The sequence below is a fragment of the Burkholderia sp. AU27893 genome (genome assembly GCF_002223205.1).
Classification (GTDB): Bacteria; Pseudomonadota; Gammaproteobacteria; order Burkholderiales; family Burkholderiaceae; genus Burkholderia.
Genome location: NZ_NKFD01000004.1, coordinates 468,600 through 494,168 on the forward strand (window position 1 = coordinate 468,600; position 25,569 = coordinate 494,168).

The 25,569-nt window shown below is 66.4% G+C and carries 26 protein-coding genes and 1 pseudogene; 13 read left to right on the top strand and 14 right to left on the bottom strand.

Annotated features, from left to right (window positions below):
• Window positions 1-252: 252 nt before the first annotated feature.
• Window positions 253-1,548: a nitrous oxide reductase family maturation protein NosD gene (locus tag CFB47_RS21975; RefSeq protein ID WP_089462263.1), complete on the top strand. Its 1,296-nt coding sequence runs from the start codon at window positions 253-255 to the stop codon at window positions 1,546-1,548.
• A gap of 69 nt (window positions 1,549-1,617) precedes the next feature.
• On the opposite strand, the pseudogene CFB47_RS41785 reads toward CFB47_RS21975, so the two are convergent.
• The 3 genes and pseudogenes from CFB47_RS41785 to CFB47_RS21990 form a co-directional block, all read right to left on the bottom strand.
• A pseudogene (locus tag CFB47_RS41785) lies at window positions 1,618-1,848 on the bottom strand (DUF488 family protein); the annotation flags it as partial.
• Between the two features lie 76 nt (window positions 1,849-1,924).
• Entirely contained in the window at window positions 1,925-3,097 is a 1,173-nt protein-coding gene (locus tag CFB47_RS21985) for an FAD binding domain-containing protein (RefSeq protein WP_089463507.1), read from the bottom strand.
• 96 nt (window positions 3,098-3,193) lie between these two features.
• Entirely contained in the window at window positions 3,194-3,859 is a 666-nt protein-coding gene (locus CFB47_RS21990; protein WP_089462264.1) for a DsbA family oxidoreductase, read from the bottom strand.
• 113 nt (window positions 3,860-3,972) lie between these two features.
• Between CFB47_RS21990 and CFB47_RS21995 the strand changes: the two genes are divergently transcribed.
• Entirely contained in the window at window positions 3,973-4,899 is a 927-nt protein-coding gene (locus CFB47_RS21995) for a LysR family transcriptional regulator (RefSeq protein WP_089462265.1), read from the top strand.
• A 166-nt stretch (window positions 4,900-5,065) separates the two neighbouring features.
• Window positions 5,066-5,488, top strand: coding sequence for a hypothetical protein (locus CFB47_RS22000; RefSeq protein WP_089462266.1), 423 nt, complete (start codon window positions 5,066-5,068; stop codon window positions 5,486-5,488).
• 72 nt (window positions 5,489-5,560) lie between these two features.
• Here the strand turns inward: CFB47_RS22000 and CFB47_RS22005 are convergent, their stop codons facing one another.
• From CFB47_RS22005 to codB, 3 genes are read right to left on the bottom strand one after another with little or no spacing between them, the layout of a single operon-like run.
• On the bottom strand, window positions 5,561-6,238 hold the full coding sequence (locus CFB47_RS22005; protein ID WP_089462267.1) for a TetR/AcrR family transcriptional regulator: 678 nt from the start codon (window positions 6,236-6,238) through the stop codon (window positions 5,561-5,563).
• 40 nt (window positions 6,239-6,278) lie between these two features.
• On the bottom strand, window positions 6,279-7,532 hold the full coding sequence (gene codA / locus CFB47_RS22010; protein WP_089462268.1) for a cytosine deaminase: 1,254 nt from the start codon (window positions 7,530-7,532) through the stop codon (window positions 6,279-6,281).
• 44 nt (window positions 7,533-7,576) lie between these two features.
• Entirely contained in the window at window positions 7,577-8,872 is a 1,296-nt protein-coding gene (gene codB / locus CFB47_RS22015) for a cytosine permease (RefSeq protein WP_373453152.1), read from the bottom strand.
• 281 nt (window positions 8,873-9,153) lie between these two features.
• Here codB and CFB47_RS22020 point away from each other — a divergent pair, with 281 nt between their 5' ends.
• The 3 genes from CFB47_RS22020 (at window position 9,154) to CFB47_RS22030 (ending at window position 12,517) form a co-directional block, all read left to right on the top strand.
• Complete coding sequence (locus tag CFB47_RS22020; protein WP_089462269.1) at window positions 9,154-10,443, top strand: FAD-binding oxidoreductase; 1,290 nt, start codon at window positions 9,154-9,156, stop codon at window positions 10,441-10,443.
• Between the two features lie 17 nt (window positions 10,444-10,460).
• Window positions 10,461-11,018, top strand: coding sequence for a helix-turn-helix domain-containing protein (locus tag CFB47_RS22025; RefSeq protein ID WP_089427004.1), 558 nt, complete (start codon window positions 10,461-10,463; stop codon window positions 11,016-11,018).
• Window positions 11,019-11,170: 152 nt separating this feature from the next.
• Window positions 11,171-12,517, top strand: a complete 1,347-nt coding sequence (locus CFB47_RS22030; protein ID WP_089462270.1) for a glutamine synthetase family protein — start codon at window positions 11,171-11,173, stop codon at window positions 12,515-12,517.
• Between the two features lie 26 nt (window positions 12,518-12,543).
• Here the strand turns inward: CFB47_RS22030 and CFB47_RS22035 are convergent, their stop codons facing one another.
• Window positions 12,544-13,737: an FAD-dependent oxidoreductase gene (locus CFB47_RS22035; RefSeq protein ID WP_089462271.1), complete on the bottom strand. Its 1,194-nt coding sequence runs from the start codon at window positions 13,735-13,737 to the stop codon at window positions 12,544-12,546.
• Between the two features lie 153 nt (window positions 13,738-13,890).
• Between CFB47_RS22035 and CFB47_RS22040 the strand changes: the two genes are divergently transcribed.
• Window positions 13,891-14,811 (top strand): LysR family transcriptional regulator, encoded by a 921-nt coding sequence (locus tag CFB47_RS22040; protein WP_089459007.1) that lies wholly within the window; start codon window positions 13,891-13,893, stop codon window positions 14,809-14,811.
• Here CFB47_RS22040 and CFB47_RS22045 read toward each other — a convergent pair.
• The 6 genes from CFB47_RS22045 to CFB47_RS22070 all read right to left on the bottom strand — a co-directional run bounded on the left by CFB47_RS22045 (window position 14,806) and on the right by CFB47_RS22070 (window position 20,516).
• On the bottom strand, window positions 14,806-15,345 hold the full coding sequence (locus CFB47_RS22045) for an N-acetyltransferase (RefSeq protein ID WP_089458629.1): 540 nt from the start codon (window positions 15,343-15,345) through the stop codon (window positions 14,806-14,808). The two genes, CFB47_RS22040 and CFB47_RS22045, sit on opposite strands and share 6 nt — an antisense overlap.
• A gap of 50 nt (window positions 15,346-15,395) precedes the next feature.
• On the bottom strand, window positions 15,396-15,974 hold the full coding sequence (locus CFB47_RS22050) for a hypothetical protein (RefSeq protein ID WP_089463509.1): 579 nt from the start codon (window positions 15,972-15,974) through the stop codon (window positions 15,396-15,398).
• 93 nt (window positions 15,975-16,067) lie between these two features.
• On the bottom strand, window positions 16,068-16,457 hold the full coding sequence (locus CFB47_RS22055; protein WP_047849625.1) for a lysozyme inhibitor LprI family protein: 390 nt from the start codon (window positions 16,455-16,457) through the stop codon (window positions 16,068-16,070).
• A 54-nt stretch (window positions 16,458-16,511) separates the two neighbouring features.
• Window positions 16,512-17,258: an N-acetylmuramoyl-L-alanine amidase gene (locus CFB47_RS22060; RefSeq protein ID WP_089462272.1), complete on the bottom strand. Its 747-nt coding sequence runs from the start codon at window positions 17,256-17,258 to the stop codon at window positions 16,512-16,514.
• A 124-nt stretch (window positions 17,259-17,382) separates the two neighbouring features.
• Window positions 17,383-19,002, bottom strand: coding sequence for an NAD(P)-binding protein (locus CFB47_RS22065; RefSeq protein WP_089462273.1), 1,620 nt, complete (start codon window positions 19,000-19,002; stop codon window positions 17,383-17,385).
• Window positions 19,002-20,516, bottom strand: coding sequence for a polyamine aminopropyltransferase (locus CFB47_RS22070; RefSeq protein WP_089462274.1), 1,515 nt, complete (start codon window positions 20,514-20,516; stop codon window positions 19,002-19,004). Before CFB47_RS22070 ends, CFB47_RS22065 begins: the two co-directional genes overlap by 1 nt.
• A 121-nt stretch (window positions 20,517-20,637) precedes the next feature.
• On the opposite strand from CFB47_RS22070, the gene CFB47_RS22075 reads away from it, so the two are divergent.
• Genes CFB47_RS22075 through CFB47_RS22095 form a run of 6 tightly spaced genes read left to right on the top strand, consistent with a single transcriptional unit; the run spans window position 20,638 to window position 24,573 of the window.
• Window positions 20,638-21,024, top strand: a complete 387-nt coding sequence (locus tag CFB47_RS22075; RefSeq protein ID WP_021163477.1) for a DUF350 domain-containing protein — start codon at window positions 20,638-20,640, stop codon at window positions 21,022-21,024.
• 27 nt (window positions 21,025-21,051) lie between these two features.
• Window positions 21,052-22,104, top strand: a complete 1,053-nt coding sequence (locus CFB47_RS22080) for an SPFH domain-containing protein (protein ID WP_089462275.1) — start codon at window positions 21,052-21,054, stop codon at window positions 22,102-22,104.
• A 9-nt stretch (window positions 22,105-22,113) separates the two neighbouring features.
• Window positions 22,114-23,631, top strand: coding sequence for a DUF4178 domain-containing protein (locus CFB47_RS22085; RefSeq protein WP_089462276.1), 1,518 nt, complete (start codon window positions 22,114-22,116; stop codon window positions 23,629-23,631).
• Window positions 23,628-23,777: a hypothetical protein gene (locus CFB47_RS41255; RefSeq protein WP_155291822.1), complete on the top strand. Its 150-nt coding sequence runs from the start codon at window positions 23,628-23,630 to the stop codon at window positions 23,775-23,777. The genes CFB47_RS22085 and CFB47_RS41255 overlap by 4 nt, the downstream gene beginning before the upstream one ends.
• Complete coding sequence (gene speD, locus CFB47_RS22090; RefSeq protein WP_089458622.1) at window positions 23,774-24,157, top strand: adenosylmethionine decarboxylase; 384 nt, start codon at window positions 23,774-23,776, stop codon at window positions 24,155-24,157. The genes CFB47_RS41255 and speD overlap by 4 nt, the downstream gene beginning before the upstream one ends.
• Window positions 24,154-24,573 (top strand): hypothetical protein, encoded by a 420-nt coding sequence (locus tag CFB47_RS22095; RefSeq protein ID WP_256946739.1) that lies wholly within the window; start codon window positions 24,154-24,156, stop codon window positions 24,571-24,573. The genes speD and CFB47_RS22095 overlap by 4 nt, the downstream gene beginning before the upstream one ends.
• A 143-nt stretch (window positions 24,574-24,716) precedes the next feature.
• Here CFB47_RS22095 and CFB47_RS22100 read toward each other — a convergent pair whose 3' ends face one another.
• A complete protein-coding gene (locus tag CFB47_RS22100) occupies window positions 24,717-25,505 on the bottom strand; it encodes a lysozyme inhibitor LprI family protein (protein ID WP_089462278.1) in 789 nt (262 codons plus the stop codon).
• Window positions 25,506-25,569 lie beyond the last annotated feature (64 nt).

Here is a 25,569-nt window from a genome sequence, read left to right on the forward strand (position 1 = left end):
TCGGAATCGGGCCGCCTTTTCTCGGGGGACACGCATGCGCGCCGGCGGGCGAACAGGCGACCGGGTGTCGATCGCGGCCACGCGACGGCGCTTCGTTGCCGTTGCTCCGCCGCATCGGCGGAGCAAATGAATGTCGTAGTCGGGATGGTGCGCCGCGTGTGCCACGCGCCGTGCGATCGCCGTTGCTCGAACGCGTCGCGACCGTCAGCCGTTGGCCGGTCGTCGCGGGCGAACGGGCGTGAGAGAACAACCATGAAAAAGTCGTTTCGAGGGGTCGGTCCGAGTACGGCCGTCTGTCTGATCTGCACCGCCTGTTTTGCCGCATCGCCGGCGGCCGCCTACACGCCGGGCGGTGCTCGTCATGCGCATCCGTCACGCAGCGCACCGGCGCTTTCGACCGTGACCGTCCAGCCGACGGCGAACGGCGGCGACCAGGCCGATGCGCTGCAGGCCGCGTTCGATGCATTGCAGCCGGGCCAGCGCCTCGTGCTCGCGCCGGGACGCTACACCGTCGGCCGGTCGCTGACGGTGTCCAAGGCGAACGTCGTGATCTCGGGCTATGGCGCGACGCTGGTTGCGACCAACCCGGTTGATCAGACCATCGTGATGAGCGGCAGCGGTTCGACGCTCGTCGGCGTCACGCTGGTCGGCACGGGTACGACGCGGCTGACGACGCCCGCCTCGACGAAGGTCGAGGTGACGGGCACCGGCGTCCAGGTGCTCGGCGTGACGATCCAGGGTGGCGCCAGCGCCGGGATCTTCGTGTTCGGCGGCAGCAGCGTGGCGATCGTGGGCAACACCGTGGAGGCGACGCTGGCCGACGGCATCCACACGACGTACGGCTCGACCAACGTGCTGGTGCGCGGCAATACGGTGAAGAACACCGGGGACGACCTGATCGCCGTCGTCAGCTACCAGGGTGACGGCCGCCTCAGCGCCAACGTGTTGATCGACGGGAATACGGTATCGGGCAACTACTGGGGGCGGGGCATCTCCGTGGTCGGCGGGCGGACCGTGACGATATCGAACAACACCGTCAGCGGCGTGCAGAAGGCGGCCGGCATCCTGGTCGCGCAGGAGGATAGCTGGAAGACCTACGGCGTGTCGGACGTCGTGATCGAGAACAACGTCGTCGGCGCGATCCAGGACGGCACGAATGCGAACAACGGCCTGCCGCCTACCCACCAGGCCGCGATCGAGCTCGATACCTGGTCGGGGACGGTGTCGTACGTCGTCGTGAAGGGCAACCGCGTATCGGGCTCGGGCTATGACGGCTTCCGGGCGGTGGGGAACGTCTGCCATTTCGCGGTGGCCGACACGACGCTCGCATCGATCGCCGGCATGCCGGTGTCGCTGCTGACGAACAAGTGCCCGGCCGCCGATATCGTCGCGTACGGCAATTCACTGGGTGGCGTGGCGCTGGCGACGCCGGTCGGCGCGTCCCCGTCCGGGACGATTCCGGCCGGCGGCGCGGTGACGTCGGGGATGCCGGTGGTGCGCACGAGCCTGATGCAGCCGAATGGCGCGCCCGCATCGGCGCGGAACTGACGAGGTTCGCGATGCGCTGCCCGCCGTGCCATCGAACGGGGCGCCGCGCGATGCGTTCGGGGGCGCGGTTGCCCCCGACGCCGTGGCGTCGTCCCCGGCGACCGGATAGACGATCGTGCCGTCAGGCCGGATCACCGCGCCGGCCGTCAGGTGCGCGGGTTCCACGCGGTGGGGGGCCATGATGTGCAGCACCGTTTCGCCGCGCGCGATCAGGTAGTCGGACACGATCCGCCGGTGGCAGCGCCGCCACACCGCTTCCGAGCACATGATCGCGCGGCGCGGCGCATGTTCCGTGACGATAGCCGCTTTCGCTTCGCGACGTGTGCCCGACGGCGCCGCCACACGGGTTTGCGCCAGTATGTGCGGCGGTTGTTGCTCAAGCGCTCGTCAGGACGACATGGCTGCGCGGGATGCCCATGATCCGGTCGCCGATGTCCATTCCCCATTCGGTCATGTCGATGCCCTGACTCAATTGTTCAGCCTGCCAACGCGACAGGGCTGCATCGATGTCGGAATTCGCGGATTGCAGCGCCTTGGCCAACGTCAATGCGTTGGCGGCTGCCTTGGCGGTACTGCCCGCGGTATGAGGGCGCGGAACGAAGGCTGCATCGCCCAGCAGGATCGCTCTGCCATACACCATCTGCTTCACCTGCAGATCCAGGATGGCCTGGACGAACGGTTCGTGGGTGGCTTCGACCAACGTCTGGAAAGTTGGCGCGAGAAGCGCCTTCGACGCCTGCGTCAGGCTGGCGAGATCTTCGTCTTTCAATGCGCCCGGAGGCAGCGAAAACGAGTGGCGTATCCCGGAGCGGTCGGTCAATAACGATGAGAGTTCGTCGCCGTGGGCAACCTTCCGGTACCACACCCAGTTCCAGCGCCGCTGACCTTCCTGCGTCGACAGGTCTTCGCCCGGGACGAGATATTCGAGCATCAGGTGGCCGGGGCCTTGCTGGAAGGCAAAGGTTCCCTTGAGAACATCCGCGGCGCTTGCCGGGAGTGCCGCTTCAGGAATGAGCCCGCGCCACGCGACATATCCGGCGTAGGTGGGTGCCAGGCCAGCAGAAACTTGTTCTCGGACCGTGGAGCGTGCGCCGTCCGCACCGACGAGCAGATCGCCGGTTTCGATGCGGCCGCTGGCAAAGTAGGCGGTGATCCGGTCGCCGTTCTGTTCAAAGCGGACGAAGCGCTCGCCCGGATGAAAGACCTGCGCGGGCAGGTGCGCCTTCATCGTGCCGTAGAGCATGTTCCAGGACGTCTGGGTCTGCGGCATGAAGCTGCGCTGAATGACGCGATCGGTACGGTCCAGGTAGATGCGGTCGCCCGACCGCACGCCGAGCGCGGCGCCGGTCTGAATTCCGGCGAAATGAAACGCTGACAGGACGTCGCCCTGCAACACGATTCCGCCGCCTCGGCTGTCCAGTTCACTCGGGGAGCGCTCGAAGATGTCGACGTCCCACCCCGCGGCTTGCAGCGTCGTTGCAGTAAAGAGCCCGCCGAGCGAGCCGCCGATGATCAGTGCGCGCGGCCTGGCTTTTGCGGTGGCGACCATGAATCTCTCCAAACGAGTAGCGTGTGTGGTGCTTGGCGCGCATGCCCGATTCAGCGAATCGAGCGTGCGCGCTTGCGTTCACCGGCAGGTGTCGATTTAGACGGCGGCGTTGGCGGTTTTGTCGCCGATGGCATGCCGAAGCACTTCAGCGAGTACCGAAACCGGTTGTGCACCGCTAACCGGAACGCCGCCCACACGGATTGCCGGCACCGACCGGATGCCGGCCGCCCCGGCCCGCAGTTCGTCGGCAACGACTTCGCGCTCGCCGTCGTTCGTCGCCAGGAAACTGCGCACTTCGTCCGCGTCGAAATCCGTCCTTTCCGCGAGGCTGACCAAAACCTCGGCCATGCCGATGTCCTGTCCGTCGGAAAAGTAGGCAGAGAAAACCGCCTCGAACAGTGCTTCGGTCCTGGCCGCATCTCCCTTGGACTGAGCGAGGAACATCAGGCGATGGGCAAGCCGCGTATTGGGCGTGACCGCGACGCGGTCGTAGTTGAATTCGACACCTGCGCGTTTGCCCGCCAGCGTGACGTCGGCATCCATTGCCAGCGAACGTGCCCAGCTGCCGAATTTGGCGCTGCGATAGGCTTTTCGATCGATTCCGTCCTTGGGCATGGTCGGATTGAGTTCATACGGAAGGTACTTGATGGCCGGTGCGACGGCCAGGTTGGCCTCCCGGAGCGCTGCCTTGAGATGTGCGTGGCCGATCCAGCACCACGGGCAGATGAAGTCGTACGTGACCTGGATGTCGAGCGGATTCATTTGGAGGCTCCTTGCGTTGACGGTTCAAGCACTTTAGGCTTTGCGTCAGGGTAAAAGAATATGAACCAATCGCAAACCAGCATTGCGGTGTGCGCAAAGATAAAGGACATGGCGTGGACAAGCTTCTTGCGTTGCGGGCATTCATCGACGTCGCGGAAACGGGCGGCTTTTCGAAGGCGGCTCGCCGCATGGGGGTGGCCACTTCGTCGGTGACGCGCCTGATGGACGCGTTGGAGAAGTCTCTTGGCAGCGCGTTGCTGACTCGCACGACGCGTCACGTGACGTTGACGGATGCCGGTTCCGCGTATCTGGAGCAGATCACGCGCGTGCTGTCGGACCTCGACGAAGCCGATGGGAGTGTGTCCGACACGGGTGTCGACGCGATTGGACCGCTGCGTGTTTCGATGCCCGTGACCTTCGGGCGCCTGTGCCTGGGGCCGCACCTGGCCGGCTTCCTGCAGCAGCATCCCCGCGTATCCCTGGATCTGGTGCTTTCGGATTCGTACCTGGATCTGGCGACCGAGCGAATTGACGTTGCGGTGCGCATCGGCACACCTGCAAACCAGCCGAATCTGATCGTCAATCGCCTGGCGGAACATCATCGCTATGTCGTCGCGAGTCGTGACTATCTGGAAAGCAACGGAATGCCCGCTTCTCCGGACGATCTGCGAAACCATCAATGCTTGCGTTTTGCGTACCAGGCCGCTGCGCAGCGTTGGTCGTTCACTCGCGCAGGCAGCACCGAGCATGTCGAGATCAACGGCAGACTTTCGGTGAACAACTCGGACGTGCTGCGCGAGGCCGTGATCAGCGGATTTGGCATCGCACTGCTTCCCCAATGGCTCGTCGAAGAGGATGTGATGGCGGGGCGGCTCACGCGTCTTTTCGAAGACTACTCGGTCAACCCGCTCGACCAGACCGTCTGCGTTTATGCCGCCTATCTTCCGAATCGCCGCCACTCACGCAAAGTGCATGCGTTGCTTGAATTTCTTCGATATCGCATCACGCACTCCGGCGCGTTCTCGGATGCGTCGAGCTAGGTCGCGATCTCGTGCGGTTCCACGAACCGGCGGCTTGCCACTTGAATCCGCTGAAACGCACGATCCGGCCACGACAATGCCCGATTTAACGCTTCATTACGATGGGCCTTTCGGAAAGGTGTTAGATTCGCCCATCGATATTTCGCAAGGCGGAGAGGGCAGACAGATGCTGAAGAAACTGGCAGGGATGGCCGTGGTGGTCGGTGCGGCGGCGGTGGCGTCGCTGCCGGCCGTGGCAGGCGATACGAACAACGCACTGGGCGGCGCGCTGGGTGGCGTTGCCGGCGCGGCGGTCGGCAACGCGGTTGGCGGCAGCACGGGCACCGTGATCGGCGGGGCATTGGGCGGTGGCGCGGGCGGTGCGGTGACGTCGAACAAACGCGAACGCACGGGCGCGATCGTCGGCGGCGCACTGGGCGGCGGCGCAGGCGCCGCTGCGGGCAACGCGATGGGCGGCACGGCCGGCGGGCTCGTCGGCGCCGGCTTGGGCGGCGGCGCGGGTGCGGCGCTGGGCGGCCACGTGTCGCGCAACAACTCGCGTTCCAACGATCATCACCACGGCAACAGGAAGCGCCACAAGCACGACTGACCGGTGGTTCCCCGGCGTGCGTCGCCGGCGCCGGGGTGCCGTGCATGAATGGCGACGGAGGTGGTCAAGCGGTCAATCCGTCTTTCGGTCGCCGGTGATCAACGCGTTAAGCACCAGATCCGAGATCGTGCGGTAGGCCGCGTCGAAATCGTCGCTTTCCAGCGCACGCTTGCCGAGCACCAGCAGCATCTGGGGAGCAAAATCCGCATACGCCTGCGTGGCTGCCCAGATCAGGAAGAACAGATGCTCGGCATCGACCTGCCTGACCTTGCCTTCCCCGATCCAGCGTTCGAGCACCCGGATGTCGTCGCGCAACACCGGAATCAGTTGCTTGCGGATTTCCTTTCCGTAGGTCCTGGCCCCACCGATGATCTCCAGCGCAAAGACCCGCGATCCATGCGGGCGATTTCTCGAGAATTCGAGTTTGGCGCGGATATACGCCGACATGGCTTCCGCGGGCTCGCGATCGGGCGCCGCAAACTCCCGCATCCTGCCGAGCCAGTCCCGCAATACGTCGTCCAGCACGCGTTGGTAGAGCGCCAGCTTCGTGGGGAAGTAGTACATCAGGTTCTGCTTCGACAGGCCGGCGGCCGCTGCGATCGTCGCAACGGAACTCCCCTCGAATCCGTCAACGGCAAACGATTCCTCGGCCGCGGCGAGAATGGTCGCCTCGAGCGTGTCGCGCAGCGCTTCGCGCCGGCCGTGAGGCCGGCCGGGCGTTCCCGCAGTCGGCTCGGACGGGGGCCTCACGATGCTTCCTCCCGCATGTCGGACCGGCGGCGTCGCCCGCTCAACGCGTGCCCGCTTCAGGGTAGGTGATGCGTTCGGGCGCGCGCTGCATGATGACCTTCCCGGCACGGAGCGACACGCGCACCTTGGCCTGCGTGCGAACCACTTCATAGTCGGAATCCGCGTCGAGGATCAACAGGTTGGCCGGCCGCCCCACAGCGATGCCGTAGCGGTCCCCCAGGGACATCGCACGGGCGCTGTGCTCCGTCACGAAATCGAGGCATCGCTGCAGGTCTTCGTAGCCGAGCATGTGGCACACGTGCAGGCCGACGTCGAGGATGCGCAGGATGTTGCCGTTGCCGATCGGATACCACGGATCCTTGATCGAATCCTGTCCGAAGCACACGTTGATGCCGGCACGATCGAGTTCCGCGACACGCGTGATGCCGCGTCGTTTCGGGAAGGTGTCGAAACGCCCCTGCAGGTGGATGCTTTCGGTCGGACACGAAACAAAATGGATGTCGGAGCGCTTCAGCAACCGGAACAGCTTCGAGCAGTAGGCGTTGTCGTAGGAACCCATCGCGGTCGTGTGGCTGGCGGTGACGCGCGGGCCCATCCCGCGAACCCGCGCTTCCTCGGCAAGCACCTCCAGGAAGCGCGAGTGCGGATCGTCGGTTTCGTCGCAATGAACGTCGACCAGGCGGTCCTTGCGCTCGGCGAGTTCCATCAGGAACTTGATGGAACTCACGCCCTGGTCGCGCGTGTTCTCGAAATGCGGAATGCCGCCCACGACGTCGGCCCCCATCTCGATCGCGCGCTCCATCAGCGCACGTCCGTTCTCGAACGACTCGATGCCTTCCTGCGGGAAGGCGACGATCTGAAGATCGATGAGATCGCGTGCTTCGTCCCTGACCTCGAGCATCGCCTTCAACGCGGCAAGCGTGTGATCGGTGACGTCCACGTGCGTGCGCACGTGCTGGATGCCGTTGTCGCGCAACATCCCGATCGTGGTGTGGGCGCGGGCTTTCGTATCTTCATGGGTAATGGTGGCCTTGCGCTGGCCCCACCGCTCGATACCTTCGAACAGCGTACCGCTCATGTTCCACTCGGGTTCGCCCGCGGTCAGCGTCGCATCCAGGTGGATATGCGGCTCGACCAGCGGCGGGATGACGAGATGGCTGCCCGCATCGATGACGTCGTCCCCTTCAGACGTCAGCGGCGACGGCTGGAGATCGATGCCGCGAATCGTGCCCGCATCGATGTCGATCGTGAAGAGGCCGCTACGGCCGCGCAATCTGGCGTTGATGATTTTCATGAGGATTCCTGTGGTTCGGGGGAGCGGGAGGGTGCGCAGCGGAATCATTCACCCTGAACGGACGGCTCGCGCGCGAACGCGCGGGCAATCTGCAGCAGCACGATGTAGGCGCCAGCGGACGCCGCGATGCCGACGATCGGCGCGATCCACGGCGAGGTATAGGCGAGTCCGGCGCCGATGGCATACGCGGCCAGGCCGACCAGGTTGAAGCGCGGAAGGCGGGCGGCGGCGAGCGACGGATATTGCCCGCGATGCCGGTACCAGTAGTCCGCCATGATCACGCCGCCGACCGGCGGAATGATCGAGCCGAGCAGCACCAGGAACGGAATCAGCCACGCGTACATCCCGCCGACCGCGAGCACGATGCCGATCGCCGCCCCCACGAGTACGAGCGTGCGGCGCCGTTCGGTGCGCAGCAGATGGCATCCGGCGGCCGCCACGTTGTACATCGTCGGCCCCTGGATGGTCCAGAGATTGAGGCACAGCATCACGACCGCCGCGATCGACAGGCCCTGCAGCATCATCACCTCGACGATGTCGGCTTGCTGATAGACGATCGCGCAGTATGCGCCCGCGATGATCATCAGGCCGTTGCCCGCGAAGAATCCGATCATGCTGGCCGAGACGGCGCTGCGCGCGCTGCGTGCGAGGCGGGTCCAGTTGGTGGCCTGCGTCGCGCCGCTGGCAAAGGTGCCGATGACCATGGTCACGGCGGCCGAGAACGGCATCGACTGGGACGGCGTGACATGCGTGAGGCCGGCCCACCCGCCGATATCGCGGGTGGCGATCCACATCGACGTCATCAGCAGTACGAACATCAACGGCACGGACACGCGCGACAGCACATCCATGCCGCGATAGCCGATGATGGCCGTGATGGAAAATCCGAAGCCGAAGAGGATCATCAGCGGCGTGGTCACGGCGGGCGGCCAACCCAGCAGCTTGACCAGGACGATCGCCACCGTCGCGGTTCCCCATGCGTACCAGCCGAGTTCGGCGAAGCCGAGCAGGAAGTCGGACAGCTTGCTGCCCACTTCCCCGAAGCAGAACCGCCCCATCAGTACCGCATTCAGGCCGCTGCGGGCGGCAATCAGCGCCAGCGACGCCGCATAGGCGGCGAGCAACAGGTTTCCGATGACGGCGATCTGGATCATGCTGACGACGTCGAAGGCGACACCGATCTTGCCGCCGGCAAACATCGTTCCCGTGAAGAACGTGAAACTCAACAACACCATCGTGATGGACAGGAATCCGGTGCGTTTCTCTAGCGGGACTTCGCTCAGCGAGAATTCTCCGTGATCCGATTCGTCCATCGGGCTTGCATCCCGGTTCGTGGGCATCTTTCTTGTCTCCCGTCAGCGATTGGGTCGGGTCTGAAAGGGGGGCCGTGCTTGGAGGGGTGACGCGCTGTTTCAGCGGGTCATTCTCTCAGTCCAAAATTTTTACAACCGTAAAAATTTCGTCCGGGTGGATGGCAGGAACCTTCACCGGGGCGATGCGGTTCATGCGCAACGCGTGTCGTGTATCGACCGATCCGGCGTTTTTTTGCCCGCTTGCCTCCGTGAAATTGCCGTGCTAATTTTTCATGAAATTTCTCGGCGTAATTTTCACGGGAGTCCGCATGTTCGTGCAGTCCGACCGTCACGTCGCAAGCTACTACGCCGGCACCTACCCGGCGCCGATCCCGCATCGTCCGGCACTGGACGAACGCATCGACGCCGACGTGCTCGTCGTCGGCGCGGGTTTCAGCGGGCTGCATACGGCGTTGCGCCTGGCGCTCGCCGGCAAGCGGGTCGTTGTGCTCGAAGCGAGCCGCGTCGCGTGGGCCGCGTCGGGCCGCAACGGCGGGCAGGCGCTGCTCGGCTGGTCGTGCGACATGCAGCCGCTCGAGGATGCGCTCGGCCGCGACGGCGCGCGCCTGCTGTGGGACAGCATGCGCTGGGCCGCGGCCGAGGTGCGCGAACTGCCCGCGCGGCACGGTTTCGACATCGACTATCGGCCCGGGAGCCTGTGGGCGGCCGTGCGGCCGCGGCGTGTCGCGATGCTCGAGCAGGCGCGTGACGAGGCGGCCGAGCGCTGGGGCTACGACCGGCTGCGCGTGATCGGCCGTGACGAGATGCCCGAATGGATCGGCGGCACGCGTTACCTTGCGGCGCTGCACGATCCCGAGGCCGGCCACCTGAACCCGCTGAAACTCGCGCTCGGCCTCGCGCAGACGATCGAGCGCGCGGGCGGCCGCATCTTCGAGCAGAGCCGCGTACTCGACTGCCGCGAGACGGCCAACGGTCACGTTGCCCGCACGGCGCGCGGCGAAGTGCGTGCGGACGTGCTCGTGCTGGCCTGCAACGCGTATGTCGACCGGCTCGATCGCGATCTCGCGCGCCGGCTGCTGCCGGTCGGCACGTACCAGGTTGCCACCGCGCCGCTCGCGCCCGACGTCGCCCGTTCGCTGCTGCCGCAGAACAGCTGCGTGATCGACAACCAGTTCGTGCCCGACTATTTCCGCCTGAGCCCCGACAACCGGCTCCTGTTCGGCGGCGGCTGCACGTATCTCGGCGGAATTCCGGCCGATATCGCGGCGGCGACGCGCCCGCACCTCGAACGCGTGTTCCCGCAACTGGCCGGCGTGCCGCTCGATTACGCGTGGGGCGGCCATATCGACATCAGCATGCGCCGCACGCCGGACATCGGCCGCCGCGGGCAGCGTTTCTGGCTGCAGGGGTTCTCGGGGCATGGCGTGCTGCCGACGCTCGCCGGCGCGCGCGCGGTGGCCGATGCGGTGCTTGGCGACGAACGCCTGCTCGCGCAGTATCAGCGCATCCGCAACCCGCGCTTCCCCGGCGGCGACCGGCTCGCCGCGCCACTGGAAGCGATCGGCAAGGCCTGGTACCGTCTGCGCGATACCGTCTGACTGCACCGGAACCCACCATGAATGAACAGGAAGAGATAGAAAGCCTGGCGATCCTGATCCGCGACCTGCGCAAGCATCGCAAGGTCACGCTCAACGATCTCGCGGAACGGATCGGCCGCTCGGTCGGCTTTCTGTCGCAGGTCGAGCGCGGGCTGTCGCGCCCGACGGTGGCGGATCTCACCGCGATCGGCGAGGCGCTCGGCGTGCCGACCACCTATTTCTACAGCCTGAGCAAGCCGCGCAGCGTGCCGTGGGTCACGCGGCCCGACGAGCGGCGCACCGTGTATTACGCGGCCGGCATTACCGACATCCTCGTGTCGCCGAACATGCGCTCGCGCTTCTCGATCCTCGAAAGCCATCTCGCGCCGGGCGCGAGCAGCGGCGAGCGGCCCGTCGACGACAGTGACGAGCAGGGCGGTTTCGTGCTCGAAGGAGAACTGACGATCTGGGTCGATGGCGACGATACGCCCGTCACGCTCGGCCCGAACGACGCATTCCAGCTTCCCGCGCACAAGCGCTTTCGTTATGCCAATTTGACCGATGCGCCAACGCGCGTGATCTGGGTATTCACCTGAGTGGTTGGCGGGGCGCGCGGTGATGCAGGCCATCGCGTCACGTAGCATGTTTGCAGTACTGATTTAAATGCGGCGTTCGTTGTCGAGTGTGCTGCATGAATCCGGTTCGCCGCCCCGCGGCACCGCCATACAAGACATGGAAAGGATGAGACATGGCTGACGTCGTTTCCGCGCTGGTCGCCGAGGTCCGCGCATTCCGGCAGGCGCATCCCGAGATCCGTTATGTCGACCTGATCTGCCTCGACCTGCCCGGGCATTTCTACGGCAAGCGCTACCCGATCGATGCGCTCGAGAAGGTGGCGGCCGGCTCGCTGCTGAAGCTGCCGCAGAACTGCATCCTGCTCGGCACGCAGGGCGGGCTCTACAAGATCGGCGACTACTGTTTCAACGACGGCGACCCGGACGCCGTGCGCCGGCTGATCCCCGGCACGCTGAAGCCGGTGACCTGGGAGAAGCAGCCGCTCGGCCAGATGCTGATCACGACGGACGGCACCGATGCGCCGGTCGAGTTCGAGCCGCGCGAGGTGCTCGCGCGCGTGCTGAAGCGGCTCGCGCGGCGCGGCATCCGGCCGGTCGTCGCGTTCGAGCTCGAGTTCTACCTGTTCGCCGCGCAGCTCGAGGAGGGGATGCCGAAGTATCCGCGCGACCGCCTGTCCGATGATCGCGACGATCAGCCGAACATGCATATCGAGCGCCTGTCGCGCTTCTCCGACGTGCTGCACGAAATGGTCGACGTCGCGTGCGTGCAGGGCATCGACGCGACCGTGATCACCGCCGAGCTCGGGCCGGGCCAGTTCGAGATCAATTTCGGCCATTGCGACGACGGGCTGCGCGCGGCAGACTGGTCGGCGATGTTCTGCCGCAGCACGCGCGGCGTCGCGTTGCAGCACGGCTATCGCGCGAGCTTCATGGGCAAGCCGTACCTGCATGCGCCGGGCAGCGGGATGCACGTGCACGTGAGCCTCTACGACGATGCGGGTCGCAACCTGCTCGCGGTGGACGGGCAGCGGCCGCTGCGGCACGCGGTGGCCGGCTGCCTCGCGCTGCTGCCGCATTGCATGCCCGTGTTCGCGCCGAACCACAATGCGTTCCGGCGTTATGGCTCGATGGTGAATGCGGCGAGCCGCGCGAGCTGGGGCTTCGAGGATCGCGATGCATGCATCCGGATTCCCGAATCGGATGCACGCAACCTGCGGATCGAGCACCGGCTCGCGAGTGCGGACGCGAATCCTTATCTCGTGCTCGCGGCGATTCTCACCGGGATGGAGCATGGGCTCGGCGCGAAGCGCGAGCCGATCGCGCCGCTCAACGAGGATCGCGGCAGCGGGATCGACTTTCCGAAGGAGATGCTGTCGGCTGTCGCGGAGATGCAGGATCACGCGGTCGTCCGCGATGGGCTCGGCAGCGAGTTCGTGATGGTGTATTGCGAGAACAAGCGGCAGGAGGAGCTGGATTTTCGCAATGAGATCGGGGCGCGGGAGTATCGGTGGTTTCTGTGATCGAATGCCATCGCTTGCGCGTCATGTCAGTCCCGCGCCGGCATCATCGGCAGGCCCGCCCCCCACGCGTTCGCGAGCGCTTCGATTTCGGCGATCGGATCGACCTCCTGCGCGGCTTCGTGTGTGTCGTTGCCGAATAGCCGCCGAGCGAACTCGCGAGCGCGCAGCGTGATCGCCGTGGTTTTCCGGCTGCGTCGCAGCGTGAACGACGCGAGCGCTGCGTCGAGGTCGCTGCCGTTGCCCTTCCCGTGCTCGTCGAGGCAGCGGGCAAGATGCCACGCGTCCTCGAGCGCCTGGCATGCGCCCTGTCCGGAGGTGGGGAGCGGCGCGTGCGCGGCATCGCCGATCAACAGCACATTGCCGCGATGCCATACATCGACGGGGTCGAGATCGTGCACGCGGATCTTCGCGATCGAGCCCGGCGGCGTTGCGCGCATCACGTCCGCAATGGGTGCCGGCCAGCCGTCGAACAGCCGTTCCAGCAACCGGCCGGGATCGTCCGGCGCCGCGGCGTCGCTGTTGCTGTCGTTATCGTCGATTTCGGCCTCGGCCCGGGCCGCTGCCCAGTACATGCGATGCCGGTCCACCGCGACGATGCCGAATCGTTCGCGCTGGCCCCAGTAGTCGAATATCGACACGTCGTCGACCAGTGGTACATCGCTCTGCGCCACGCCGATCCAGTTGACGAATCCCTGATAGACGGGCGTGGCGTTGCCGACTACGTAGCGTCGCGCGACGGAGTTCATGCGGCCGTCCGCGCCGATCGCGAGATCCGGGGTGATCGCCACGCCGTTGTCGAAATGAACGACGGTGCGGCCGTCGGTGCCGGTGTCGATCGCTGTCGCGCAGTGGCCGAAGCAGACTTCGATGTCGTGCGCGGCGACGTGCCGCGCCAGCACGGCCTGCAGGTCGCGCCGCAGTATCGAGCGCGTTGGAAACCCCATGTAGCGGTCGAGTTCGCCGATGTCGACGCGCTTGAACGGGGTGCCGTCCCGGTCCATGCACCGCATCGCGCGCAAGTGGCCGCTGACTTCGACGATGTCCGGCAGCAGGCCGAGTTGCTCGAGCACGAAGCCGGCATTCGGCCATAACACGACGCCGGCGCCCATCGTCGTCTCGGACGGCCTGCGTTCGTAGAGCCGTATCCGGTGCCCCTGCCGGCCAAGCGCGAGCGCGGTGCTCATGCCGGCCACGCCGGCGCCGAGAATGGCGATATCCATGTTGATGCTCCCGTAGGTTCGTGCGCGTGCTCGCGTCGGCGCGGGTTCGTGCGTCGGCGGCCACGCCTTGACTGAATCCGCATCGTAAATTACGGTCGCGAACGGGATAAGCCGTGAAAATCGGCGAGCTTTGATACCTGAAACGGGATAATGATGCGCAGCAAGCTGGATCTGAACGCGGTGCGCGTGTTCGTGTCGGTGGTCGACGAAGGCAGCTTTGCCGGTGCCGCGCGTGTGCTGTCGATACCCGGCTCGAACGTGAGCCGCCATGTGGCGCAACTGGAGTCGAGGCTTGGTGTGCGTCTGCTGGAGCGCAGCACACGGCACCTGCGCATGACGGAGGCCGGGCGCCTGCTGCACGAGCGCGGGAAGCCGATGCTCGATGCGCTGACGCTTGCCGAGTTCGAGCTGACCTCGCAGCAAACGGAGTTGCGTGGCGTGCTGAAGCTCTGCGTGCCCGGCGAAATCGGACCGCGCATGCTCGGGCCGATCGTCGCGGAATTCGCCAGCCGCCATCCGCGTGTCGAAATCGATTGCGATACCAGTCTCGCGGGCGTCTCGACGTTGCGAGACGATATCGACCTGTCGATCATCGTCAATCGCGGCAGGCTGGACGACAGTGCGTTCGTCGTCAGGCCGCTCGTGAGCCTGACGAGCGTCGTCGTGGCCGCGCCGTCGCTGATCGAGCGCACGGGCATGCCGACGCGGACGGAGCAGCTCAGGCAGTTGCCGTGCATCACGACGCTGAGCACGCTGAAAGGGCAGCCGTGGCAGTTTGCCGATGGCGACGGGCGGATTCACAGGATTCCGGTCGCGAGCCGGTATCGCGTCAACAGCGGCGAGATGGCGGGGCTGGCGGCGGTGAAAGGGATCGGGTTCGCGATTCTCGTCGAACGCGGGTGCGCGGCCGAGCTGGCCGCCGGGCGGCTGGTGCGCGTGCCGCTGGAGATGACGCCGGCGCCGCTCGAACTGCTGGGCGCCTATTCGAGCCGCAATTCGGTCAACGCGAAGATCCGCGAGTTGCTGCAGTTGATGCAGGCGCGTCTTGCGGCGGACGGTGCGATGCCATCATGACGATCGTTCCGGCAATGCGCGCCAGTAGCGCAATTCTTCGATTGGCGCGCCTTCGATCTCGAACGTCTTGATGTCGTCTTCGGCGACGAAGCCTTCGCGTTCATAGAACGCCCGTGCACGGTGGTTCTTGAACAGCACCCAGAGCGACACCCACTTGTGGCCCGTGTCATGCAGCGCATGGCATGCATGGTCGACCAGCGCCGCACCGACACCTTGCCCGCAATGCGCGGGATGCAGGTAGATCGCTTCGATTTCGCCCCAGGTGCGATCCTTGTCGGTGTCGCGCGTCGGACCGTAGGCGATCCAGCCGGTGGGCTCGCCTTCGGTGAACGCGAGTGCGACACGCGGCCGTCCGGCGTCGAGCGCATGGCGCCACGAAGCGGTGCGCTTTTCGACTGACAGGCCGGCGAGGAACGGGGCCGGCATGATGCCCGGGTAGGTGGCCTGCCAGGATGCGACGTGGATGGCGGCGATGGCCGGGGCATCGGCGGGCGTGGCAGGGCGGATGTCGATGTTCATCGTGTTCGGTGTCATGTGTATTCCGCCTGATCGGTTGCCGTGTGCCGCGCCGTCGCGCGCCGGATTCATTCCGCCGGATCCAGACTGCCTTCTATCGCGAAACGGTAGTTGATATCCACCCGCGATGCGTCGCCCGGTACGTCGGTTTTCTTCAGCACGAATTCGAACGCAGGCTCGAACCAGCCGTTGCGCGGGATTTCTCCACCGAGGATCTCGACGTCATACCAGCCGTTGTCGATTTCGATCACGGGCCTGCCCGGTTCGCGGTAACGCGCGAGCAGCGCATCGACCGTTGCGTCGTTGAAGCATTCGAGAATCCGCCATGTGTAGAGCATGACCGAACGATGTTCGACGCGCAGCACGTACCCGCTGCGTCGGTGCTGCAGGCGGCTTCCCGTTTTCAGCAATTCGGGTGTTGCATCGTCCAGCGTGAAGATGACCGTGTATGGATGGTTCTCGATGCCGGCCAACGGAATGACGATGCCTTCCAGCACGGCGCGGTCGCCGCTGTCGCTCGTGGTGAACGCAGATGCGACGTCGTCCGGCAGCCCGTGTTGTTCCTTGAAGTGCTTCAGCAACAGGAGATCGCCGACGAGAAAATAATCGACCAGATCGTTGAGGACTTCAGAGAATTCATGTCGCATCGCGGCTCCTTTCGCGGTGCCGATGCGCAGGGTTCGCAAGGGCACGAAGCGCCGCGTCGCGAAACGTCTCGCGGCGCGGCACGCGCGACGCCCTTACTCGCCGAGCTTCGACGTCACGCAGCCCGTGCTCGAGCATTCGCGCTCACGCTCGCGCAGGAACGACAGGCGCGACTGCGTCATGTCGGTCGCGCACTGGAGATCCACGAGGTAGCCGTTGTTGCGCGTCTCGCTGCACTGGGCGTCGCGTTGCTTCAGCCACGCGAGCTGGCCGGCCTTCAGCGTCGCCTGCTGGTCGCTGCTCAGTTGCTTGCGCAGGCGGCCGTACTCGTCGTTGAGGTCACGGTCCGTTTGTGAGAACTGCGTGCTGCTGCAGTACACCTGGTCGAACGCGCTGTGCGGCTTTGCGCAGCCGGCGGCGTGTGCGGCGAACGGAACGGCGAGCGCGAGCAGCGCACAGGATGCGAGCAGATTCTTCATTTTCATGGTGAGGCTCCTGACTGGGTGAAAACCGTTGGGCCCGACGGGCGTTGTCATTGTTTATTGCGGTGCCGTGCACGCGTCGATCCCGCCGGCAATCGCGGTGGACAGCTTCTGGATCGTCTCGCGACGCGCAAGCCGTGCTTCCTCGTCCGGATTGACGATCACGCCGGCTTCGACGAGCACCGCCGGAATCGGCGCGGTGCGCAGCACGACGAGATCGTCGAAGCGGTGGATGCCGAGCTGCGGATCGATCAGCGGGCGATTCTCGCCGCGGATCGGCTGCGCGTGATACAGCGACGGCCGCTCGCCGGCTGCCACCAGCCGCTCGGCGATCGCCTTCGCGCAACGCAGGCTTTCCGCATAGTGCGGATTGCGTTCCGACACGAACACCGAGAAGCCGCGGAATTCGCGCTGCCGGCCCGCGTCGATGAACTGCTGCTGCATCGAGTCGTGATGGATCGACACGAACAGGTTCGCGTCGGGCGCCTGCGTCGAGCGCTGCTCGAGCGCGATCTCGCGGCCGTCGGCCGACGTGCGCAGCACGCGGTCGCCATGCGCGGCGAGTTTCTCGGCGACCGCCGCGGACAGGTCGAGGTTGTACAGGTATTCGACGCGGCCGCTCGCACCGGTGGAGCCCGGGCGCGCCGGCGTATGGCCGGTGTCGACGACGATGTAGCGCCCGGAGGCGGGTGCGGAGTCGGCCGCATGCAGCGCCAGCGGCGCGCCGAGCAGCGGGGCGCAGGCGAGCACGCGCGCGGCGGTGCGCACGAACGGGCGAAGGCGTCGGATGGTTCGGTTCGTCATTGTTGTTGTCGAGGAGGGCATACGGCGCGTCGGACGGCGCGGCACCGTCGGCCTGCTCAATGCAGTCGGAATGTCGGGCGATTATAGCGGCTGGCGGCGGCGCCGCAATGACGGATGACGGCCGTCAGGCCAGCACGCGCCGGGCGGCGAGCACGCCCCAGTACGACGCTTCCTCGAACAGCGACAGCCCGGACAGATCGGCATGCGCGAACACGACGGGGCCGTCGGCGTCGCGCAGCGCGAGCAGCCCCGGCCGGCTCAGGAAGCCGACGTCGGGCGTGGCCATCGCGTGACCACGCACGGTGATCTCGAGCGCCGTCGCATGTTTCCACAGTTCGCGCCCGTAGACGGCCTGCAGGTCGGTCGCCGCCTGTTCGCGCAACGCGTCGGGTCGGGCCTGCGCGAGCCAGCGGCGCGTGTCGTCCGGCGCCTGCGTGCTCAATGCCTGGTACGCGGAGAACACCGAGCGCGTCGGCGGCGACAGGCGGATCAACTGGTGCGTCGACACGACGTAGCCGAGCCCCGCCCCGTCGTAGACGACGTTGTCCCACGCGAGCGGCACGCCCGCTTCCTCGGCCGGCATGCCGTCGAGCAGGAAGTTGGACACGAGCCACGGCGCACGCGGCGGCAAGTCGCGCGCGGGATCGAAGCCGTATGCGGCAAGCTGCGGAAACACGCGCGTCGCGACGAACAGCGGCATCGCGCAGACGACGCGCCGCGCCTTCAGCGTGAACGTCGACAGCGCGCCGTCGTTGCCGATGCGCGCGCACAGCACGTCGACGCCGCCCGTGCGTTCGGTCGCACGCACCGCGAAGCCGTCGCGCGACCATGCGGTCGAGCCGGTACGCGCGGTGATCGAATCGGCGAGCTTCGTCACCATCGTGTGCAGCCCGTTGGGCCAGGTCAGCACTGCGCCATCGCTCGCATCGCCCGCATGGCCGCCGCGCGACGAGAAATAGTGCAGGCCGGCCCATGCCGAAACATGCTCGTAGCCTGCGCCATAGTCGTCGCGGCAGCAGTAATTCAGGTACCAGTGCAGCGCCTTCGCGGTGTAGCCCTCGTCGAGCAGCCACTGGCGGAACGAACGCCGGTCCAGCGCGCGCCAGCGCGGGTCGCGCGACGATTCCGCGATCGGGATGCAGAACACCTTGCGGCCATCGGCGCCGCGTGCGGTGCGCAGCCCGTCCGTGTACGCGAAGAAGCGTGCCTGCTGCGCGAGTTCGTCGGCGCCGACGCCGGCCGTCGGCACGATGCCGTCCTGCCATTGCCCGGCGATGAAGAGCCGTTCGTCCGGCGCATGGACGAGCACGCGCTCGTCGTACACCGGGCGCGCGGAGAACGGTGCGGATTCGATTACGCCGAGATCGGCGAGCATGTCGCGCAGGTGCGTGGATTCGAGCGACGGCAGCGGCAGGTAGTGCGCGCCTTTCGGGTAACCGAGATCGCCGAAGCGGCCGCCGGCCGCGTTGCCGCCGAATTCGGGGCCGGCCAGCACCGTGAAGCGCTGGTGCCCCGCGCGCGCGAGTTGCCATGCACACGACAGCCCGGCCGCGCCCGCGCCGAGGATCGCGACGTCGGTCTCGATCGTGCCGGACGGCGGCGGCAGCGTTGCATGGTCGCGCAGCGCATGGCCTTCGCGCATGCCGGGGTAGCCGACCTGCGGCGTCGTCTCGATCCAGCCGGTGCGCCCGCAGGCGGCGAGCGACGCAGCCGCCGACGCGACGAGGAACGTGCGGCGGTCCATCAGCGCAGCACGTGTTTCCAGTCGTCGTCGAAACGGCGCACGAGCGGCTGGTCGTTGAGTTCGTTCGGCGACATCGGCAGCGCCGGCATGTCGGCCGGGAAGTGGAACATCTCGGCGGCGGTCTGCGCGTCGAGCCAGCGCGTGGGCACCGTGTAGTGCGTCGGTACCGTGAAGTCGCGGCGCTTGCCGGCGATCACGAAGCCCCAGTCGCCGAACGACGGCACATAGCAGTGGTACGGCCACGTGTTGAGGCCGGCTTCGTGCAGCGTCGCGATGATGGTCCAGTACGCGTGCGGCGCGAAATACGGCGAGGTCGACTGGATCACCGCGTAGCCGTTCTCCGACAGGTGGCGCGCAAGCAGCCGGAACACGGGCACCGAATACAGCCGGCCGAGCCCGAAGTTGGTCGGGTCGGGGAAGTCGACGACGATCGCGTCGTACACGTCGGCATTCGATTCGAGCCAGCGTACCGCGTCGTCGTTGATCACGTGCACGCGCGGATCCTTCAGCGAACCCTGGTTCAGCTTGATGAGCGGGGCGGACGTGGAGAACAGCTTCGTCATCGCGGGATCGAGATCGACGAGCGTGATCTGATCGAGATTGCGGTGCTTCAGCAGCTCGCGCACCGCGAGGCCGTCACCGCCGCCGAGCACGAGCACGCGTTTCGCCCATGGCAGCGCCTCGATCGTCGGGTGGATCAGCGCCTCGTGATAGCGATGCTCGTCGCGCGACGAGAACTGCAGGTTGCCGTTCAGGTACAGCCGCATGTCGTCGTGCCACTGCGTGAGCACGATACGCTGGTACGGCGTCGTTTCCGAATAGATCGTCTCGTCGCCGTACACGCCGTGTTCGGCCCAGTGCGTGATGCGGTCCGACAGCGCGAAGCCGGCGACGAGCAGCCCGATCACGAGCGACGCGCGCATCAGCTTGCCGCGTACGTTGCGGATCTCGTCGCGGAACAGGTGCGTCGTCCACAGCGCGACGAACGCATTCAGGAGCCCGAACAGGAAGCTGGTGCGCAGCAGGCCGAGACGCGGCGCGAGTACCAGCGGGAAGATCAGCGACACGGCGAGCGAGCCGAGATAGTCGAAGGTGAGCACTTCGCTGACGGTATGGCGGAACGCCTGGCGTCGCTGCTGGAAAGCGCGCATCACGAGCGGGATCTCCATCCCGATCAGCAGGCCGAGTGCCAGCACGAGCGCATACAGCGCCGCGCGGAACGGTGCGGCGAGCCACGCGAACACCACGAACAGCAGCGCGGCCGACACGCCGCCGAGCAGGCCGACGAGCAGCTCGATGTCGACGAAGCGGTCGAGTACGTCGTCGTCCTCGACGAATTTCGCGAGCCACGAGCCGATCCCCATCGCAAACAGGTAGCAGCCGATCACCGACGAGAACTGCAGGATCGAATCGCCGAGCAGATAGCTGGACAGCGCGCTGCTGATCAGTTCGTAGCCGAGCCCGCACGATGCGAGCACGAGAATCGACAGGACGAGCGCGCGCCTATGCAGCATGGGGCGTCCGTTGTGCGGTGGTCGGCAATGTGGATATACTGGCGCGGAATTTTGTCCGCTGGCCCTGCGCGGGCCGGCCGGCGACGGGGCGGCGAACCGAGCACAAAATCCGAGGGAAAGAATGAATAGTGCCTATCTCTATGCGGTTCATTTACTGTCGGCGTTCGTGCTGCTTCTTGTGTTCGCGGCAGTGTACCTGAAGGTCACCCCATTCGACGAACTGGCGCTGATCCGCGACGGCAACGCCGCCGCGACGTTGTCGTTCGGCGGCGCGTTGATCGGCTTCTGCCTGACGCTCGCGTCCAGCATCGCGCACAATTCCACGCTCGGCGAAGTCGTGATCTGGGCCGTCGGCGCGATGGTCGTGCAACTGATCACCTATGCGGCGCTCACACGCCTGATGCCCGGCATGAATCATGCAATCGAGGATCGCAACGTCGCGATGGGCGGCCTGATGGGCACCGCGTCGCTCGTCGTCGGCATCATCAATGCCGCCTGCCTGACCTGACGCGCCACGCGTTTCGAGGAGACCGACATGAGTCTGGGTTCATTCATCCGCAAGCAGTTCATCGACGTCCTGCAATGGACGGAAGACACGGACGGCGTGCTGGCCTGGCGCTATCCGATGGAAGACCAGGAAATCCAGTACGGCGGCAAGCTGACCGTGCGCGAGACGCAGGTCGCGATCTTCGTGAACGAAGGCAAGGTCGCCGACGTGTTCCAGCCGGGACTGTACACGCTGGAAACGAACACGCTCCCGGTGCTCACGTACCTGAAGAACTGGGACAAACTCTTTCAGTCGCCTTTCAAGTCGGACGTCTATTTCTTCAGCACGCGGCTGCAGCTCGGCCGGCGCTGGGGCACCGCGCAGCCGGTGACGATCCGCGATCGCGAATTCGGCTTCGTGCAGGTGCGCGCGTTCGGCATCTACTCGTACCGGATCGTCGATGCGGGCGCGTTCCATCGCGAAGTCAGCGGCACGCGCGCGCAGTACACGGTCGACGATCTCGAACAGCAACTGCGCAACCTGGTCGTCACCGCGATGAGCACGACGTTCGGCTCGGCGGACGTGCCGTTCGTCGACATGGCCGCGAACCAGTCGCTGCTGTCGCAGCGCGTCGCCGAGGCGCTGGTGCCGGTGTTCACGCGCTACGGCCTCGCGCTCGACGCGTTCGCGGTTGAAAGCGTGTCGCTGCCGGCCGAACTGCAGAAGGCGCTCGACCTGCGGATCAGCGCAGGCATGGCCGGCGATCTTGCACGCGCCACGCAATACCAGACCGCGCAGGCGATTCCGCTCGCCGCGCAGAACCCGGGCGGCATCGCCGGGATCGGCGCGGGGCTCGCTGCCGGTGCGGCGATCGGGCAGGCGATGGCCGGCCAGATGGCGGGTGCCGCGCAACCGGCGCCGGCCGCACCGCCCGCGCCCGCCGCAGCGCCGGTGGCTGCCGCACCGACTGCCGCACCGGCGGAGGGCACTGACTACGTGCAGCGGCTCGAACAGTTGAAGGCGCTGTTCGACAAGGGTCTCGTGACCGAAGACGAATATTCGCGCGCGAAGGCCGAGATCCTCGCGAAGCTCACCCGGTAAGCGTCGCGCATGTTCAGTACCTCGTGCCCCCAGTGCGGCGCGCCGGTCGAGTTTCGCTCGGCGGCGGCGGTGATGGCCGTCTGCGCGTTCTGCCGCAGCACGCTGCTCAAGCGCGGCACCGACGTCGAACGCATCGGCGAACTGGCGACGGTGCTCGACGATGCATCGCCGATCCAGATCGGCACGGCCGGTCGCTACGGCAAGCGTGCGTTCACGGTGCTCGGGCGCATCCAGATGACCTACGACGCCGGCGCGTGGAGCGAGTGGTACGTCGTGTTCGACGACGGCACGTTCGGCTGGCTGTCGGATGCGTCGGGCCAGTATGCGATCACGGTGCGCGAGCCCGACGATGCGTCCGGCGGCGCGTGGCCTGCGTTCGGCACGCTGGAACCGGGCATGCGGATCGACCATGGCGGCCGCGCGTTTCTCGTGTCGGACGTGCGCACCGCGCGCTGCACGGGCGGCGACGGCGAACTGCCGTTCCGCGTCGATGCCGGCTGGGAGGCGCGCGTCGTCGACCTGCGCACCGGCAACGCGTTCGCGACCTACGACTATTCCGACGCCGATTCGAACGGCGGGAGTCCGGCCGTCTACACGGGCGAAGCCCTCGAATTCGATGCGCTCGCCTTCACCGGGCTGCGCGATACCGACCACGATACGCGCGAGAAGCGCGGCGCGGAAATGGTGCCGTTCGCGTGCCCGAGCTGCGGCGCGCCGCTGTCGTATGCGCCGAACGTGGCCGACTACGTGGTGTGCGGCACCTGCCATGCGGGCGTGCAGTGCACGGCCGAACAGCAGACCGTGTTCGCGGCGCAGCGCAAGCTCGAAGCGGTGAAGGGGGCGCTGGAACTCGGCGCGATCGGCACGTTCGACGGTGTGAAGTACACGGTGATCGGGATGATGCGTTGCCGCGTGCCGGACGACGAGGAGACGTGGGACGAATACCTGCTGCTGAACCCGACGCGCGGGTTCCTGTGGCTCGTGCAGAGCGAAGGGCGCTGGGAACGCGTGCAGGTGCTCGACCAGTGGCCGACGATCGGCAGCGATGCCGACGTGACCGACGGTGACAAGACCTACCGCCTGCGCGAGGAATACGAGTCGGAGGTCGTCTACGTGGTCGGTGCGTTCAACTGGCGCGTGCAGGTCGGCGATCGCACGTCGATTATCGACTACGGCTGGCAGAAGGACAAGCTGACGCGCGAGCGCAGCGACGCGGAGATCGTCTGGTCGCGTGCGCGGCCGCTGTCGGGCAGCACACTCGCCGAACGCTTCGGCACGCCGGCGCTCGCGACGGCCGCGGCTGCGGCGGCAACCGGCGCCACCGCGTCGACGGGCCTGTTCGGGCGGAAGGGCCCGCATAGTTTCGCACCGCTGCCGCTCGTGTTCAGCGCATTGCTCGTGATCCTGAACATGGGCGCGCTGTTCTCGTTCAGCGGCCGTTCCGTCTACGTGCTGGTCGGCTTGCTGGTGCTGTGGCTGCCTGAGTGGCTGTGGAAGACCTTTGCATCGGACGGGGGCAACGCGTGATCCGGTACATCCTCTACGGCATCTACGGCCTGATCGTCGTCACGCTGTTCAGCTGCGCATCGATCGGCGGCAGCGGCTCGGGGGGCAGCGGCTGGGGCAGTTCGTCGGCGCGCAGCGGGTACTCGTCGTACGGGTCGCACAAATGACCGCGCGCGACGGGATCGCGCCGCCGCGCGCGACGTTCGGCTCGCACGTGCTGGCCGATCTGGCCGGCATCGACGCGGCGCTGCTGCGTGACGCCGCCCGGCTCGAGTCGATTCTCACCGAAGCGGCGCACCAGGCGGGCGCGCGCGTGATCGGCGCGCATTTCCATCATTTCGGTGGCGAGCATGGCGTGACGGGCGTCGTGCTGCTCGCCGAATCGCACATCACGATCCACACGTGGCCCGAGCACTGCTTCGCGGCCGTCGACGCGTTCATGTGCGGCGCGGCGCGTGCGGCCGATGCGGTCGATGCGATCGCCGCTGCGCTCGGCACGCAGGCGCAAGTCCGGCAGCAGGTTGCGCGAGGCCGTGCGTCGACGTGAGCGGGCGATTCACTTCCTTTATCGATATGCGTAACAGAATTCGATTTGCTGCGTGGCTTGGCTGGGTGCTGCTCGCCGGCAATGCCACCGCCGCGGACGTGCCGCCGAAGCCGCCCGGGCCGGTCGTGATGGTGCACTTCGATTACGACGAGAAGGACAAGGCGCGCCTTCATGCGCTGGAGCAACGGCTGGATCGTGCGGTGAAGCAGGCCGGGGCCGGCGAGCTGGGCGAGACCGAACTGCATCGCGATGGTAACGACGGCTATCTGTACTTCTATGGTGCGAGCGCGGATCGGCTGTACGCGATCGCACGCCCGATCCTGAAATCGTCAGGATGGCTGACCGGTACGGAAGTCACGTTGCGCCGAGACGCCGGGGCGGAAACGTTCCCGTTGCGCGGGGACGGCGCGCGTTAGCGCGGATGCGGTTCGAACGGCGCGGCTGGAGGAGCGAGCGTTGCGGATCGTGCCATGCAGAGTGCGCTTTTACGCCTGCGGGTGTCGGCGACAAGCTGCTGAGGGGAGGTTGCAATGACGCATCGCATGTCACGACGTTCCCGCTAGCGCTCGAACCGGAACGACGACACGCTGTGCATCGTCGCATCGTCGGTGCCGACGATACCCTGCGTATTCGCGACGGCCGCGCGCTTGCCGTTGCTCAGCACGGCCCAGTAGCAGTCGCCGCCGGCCGCGTGGAAGCCGGTTTCCGGATCGCTGATGCCGCACGTGATTGTCGCGCGCATACCGCGCCAGCCGACGCCGGAGAAGCGTTCGACCGCCTGCGGCGCGCCGCGACCGTACGTCGACATCCATTTGCCGTCGTCCTGCCGCTCGAATCCGGCTTCCTTTTCCGCAACGGGTTCGAGCGCGCCGTCGACGATCTCGAATGCGATGAAATAGCTGCTGTTCGTCATGTTGCGGCCGACGATCGCGACGCAGCGGTTGCCGCCGATTTCAGGGCACGGCTTCTTGATCTGGCGGTTCCCGAGGTACTCGAACGAGATGCCGAGCGCCGGGTCTCGATAGGTTTTCCAGCCCGCGTGTTTCACCTGCTTCAGCGCTGCCGTACGGTCGCGGTAAGCGGTGGCGATGCAGGCTGCATCGGCGCACGCATCGCGTTGCGCGAGCCATGCACGTTGCGACCGGACGACGGCCTGCTGGTCGGCTGCGATGTCGATCGCGCCGTAGTAGGCGCTTGCCAATGTGCTGTCGGCCGATACGAGTGCCTTGTCGCTGCAGATCAGGCGGTCGGTGCGCGTCTTCGCGCGCGAGCAGTCGATGCTGTCGGCATGGGCCGATAAAGAGAGGCCGATGGCGGCCAGCGTGAGACCCAGGCGAATAGCGAACACGGAGAGCTCCTCATCGGGTTCGAGCGGCGGCTGTCACGCCGCCGTCATGTGACGCGGCGGCGCA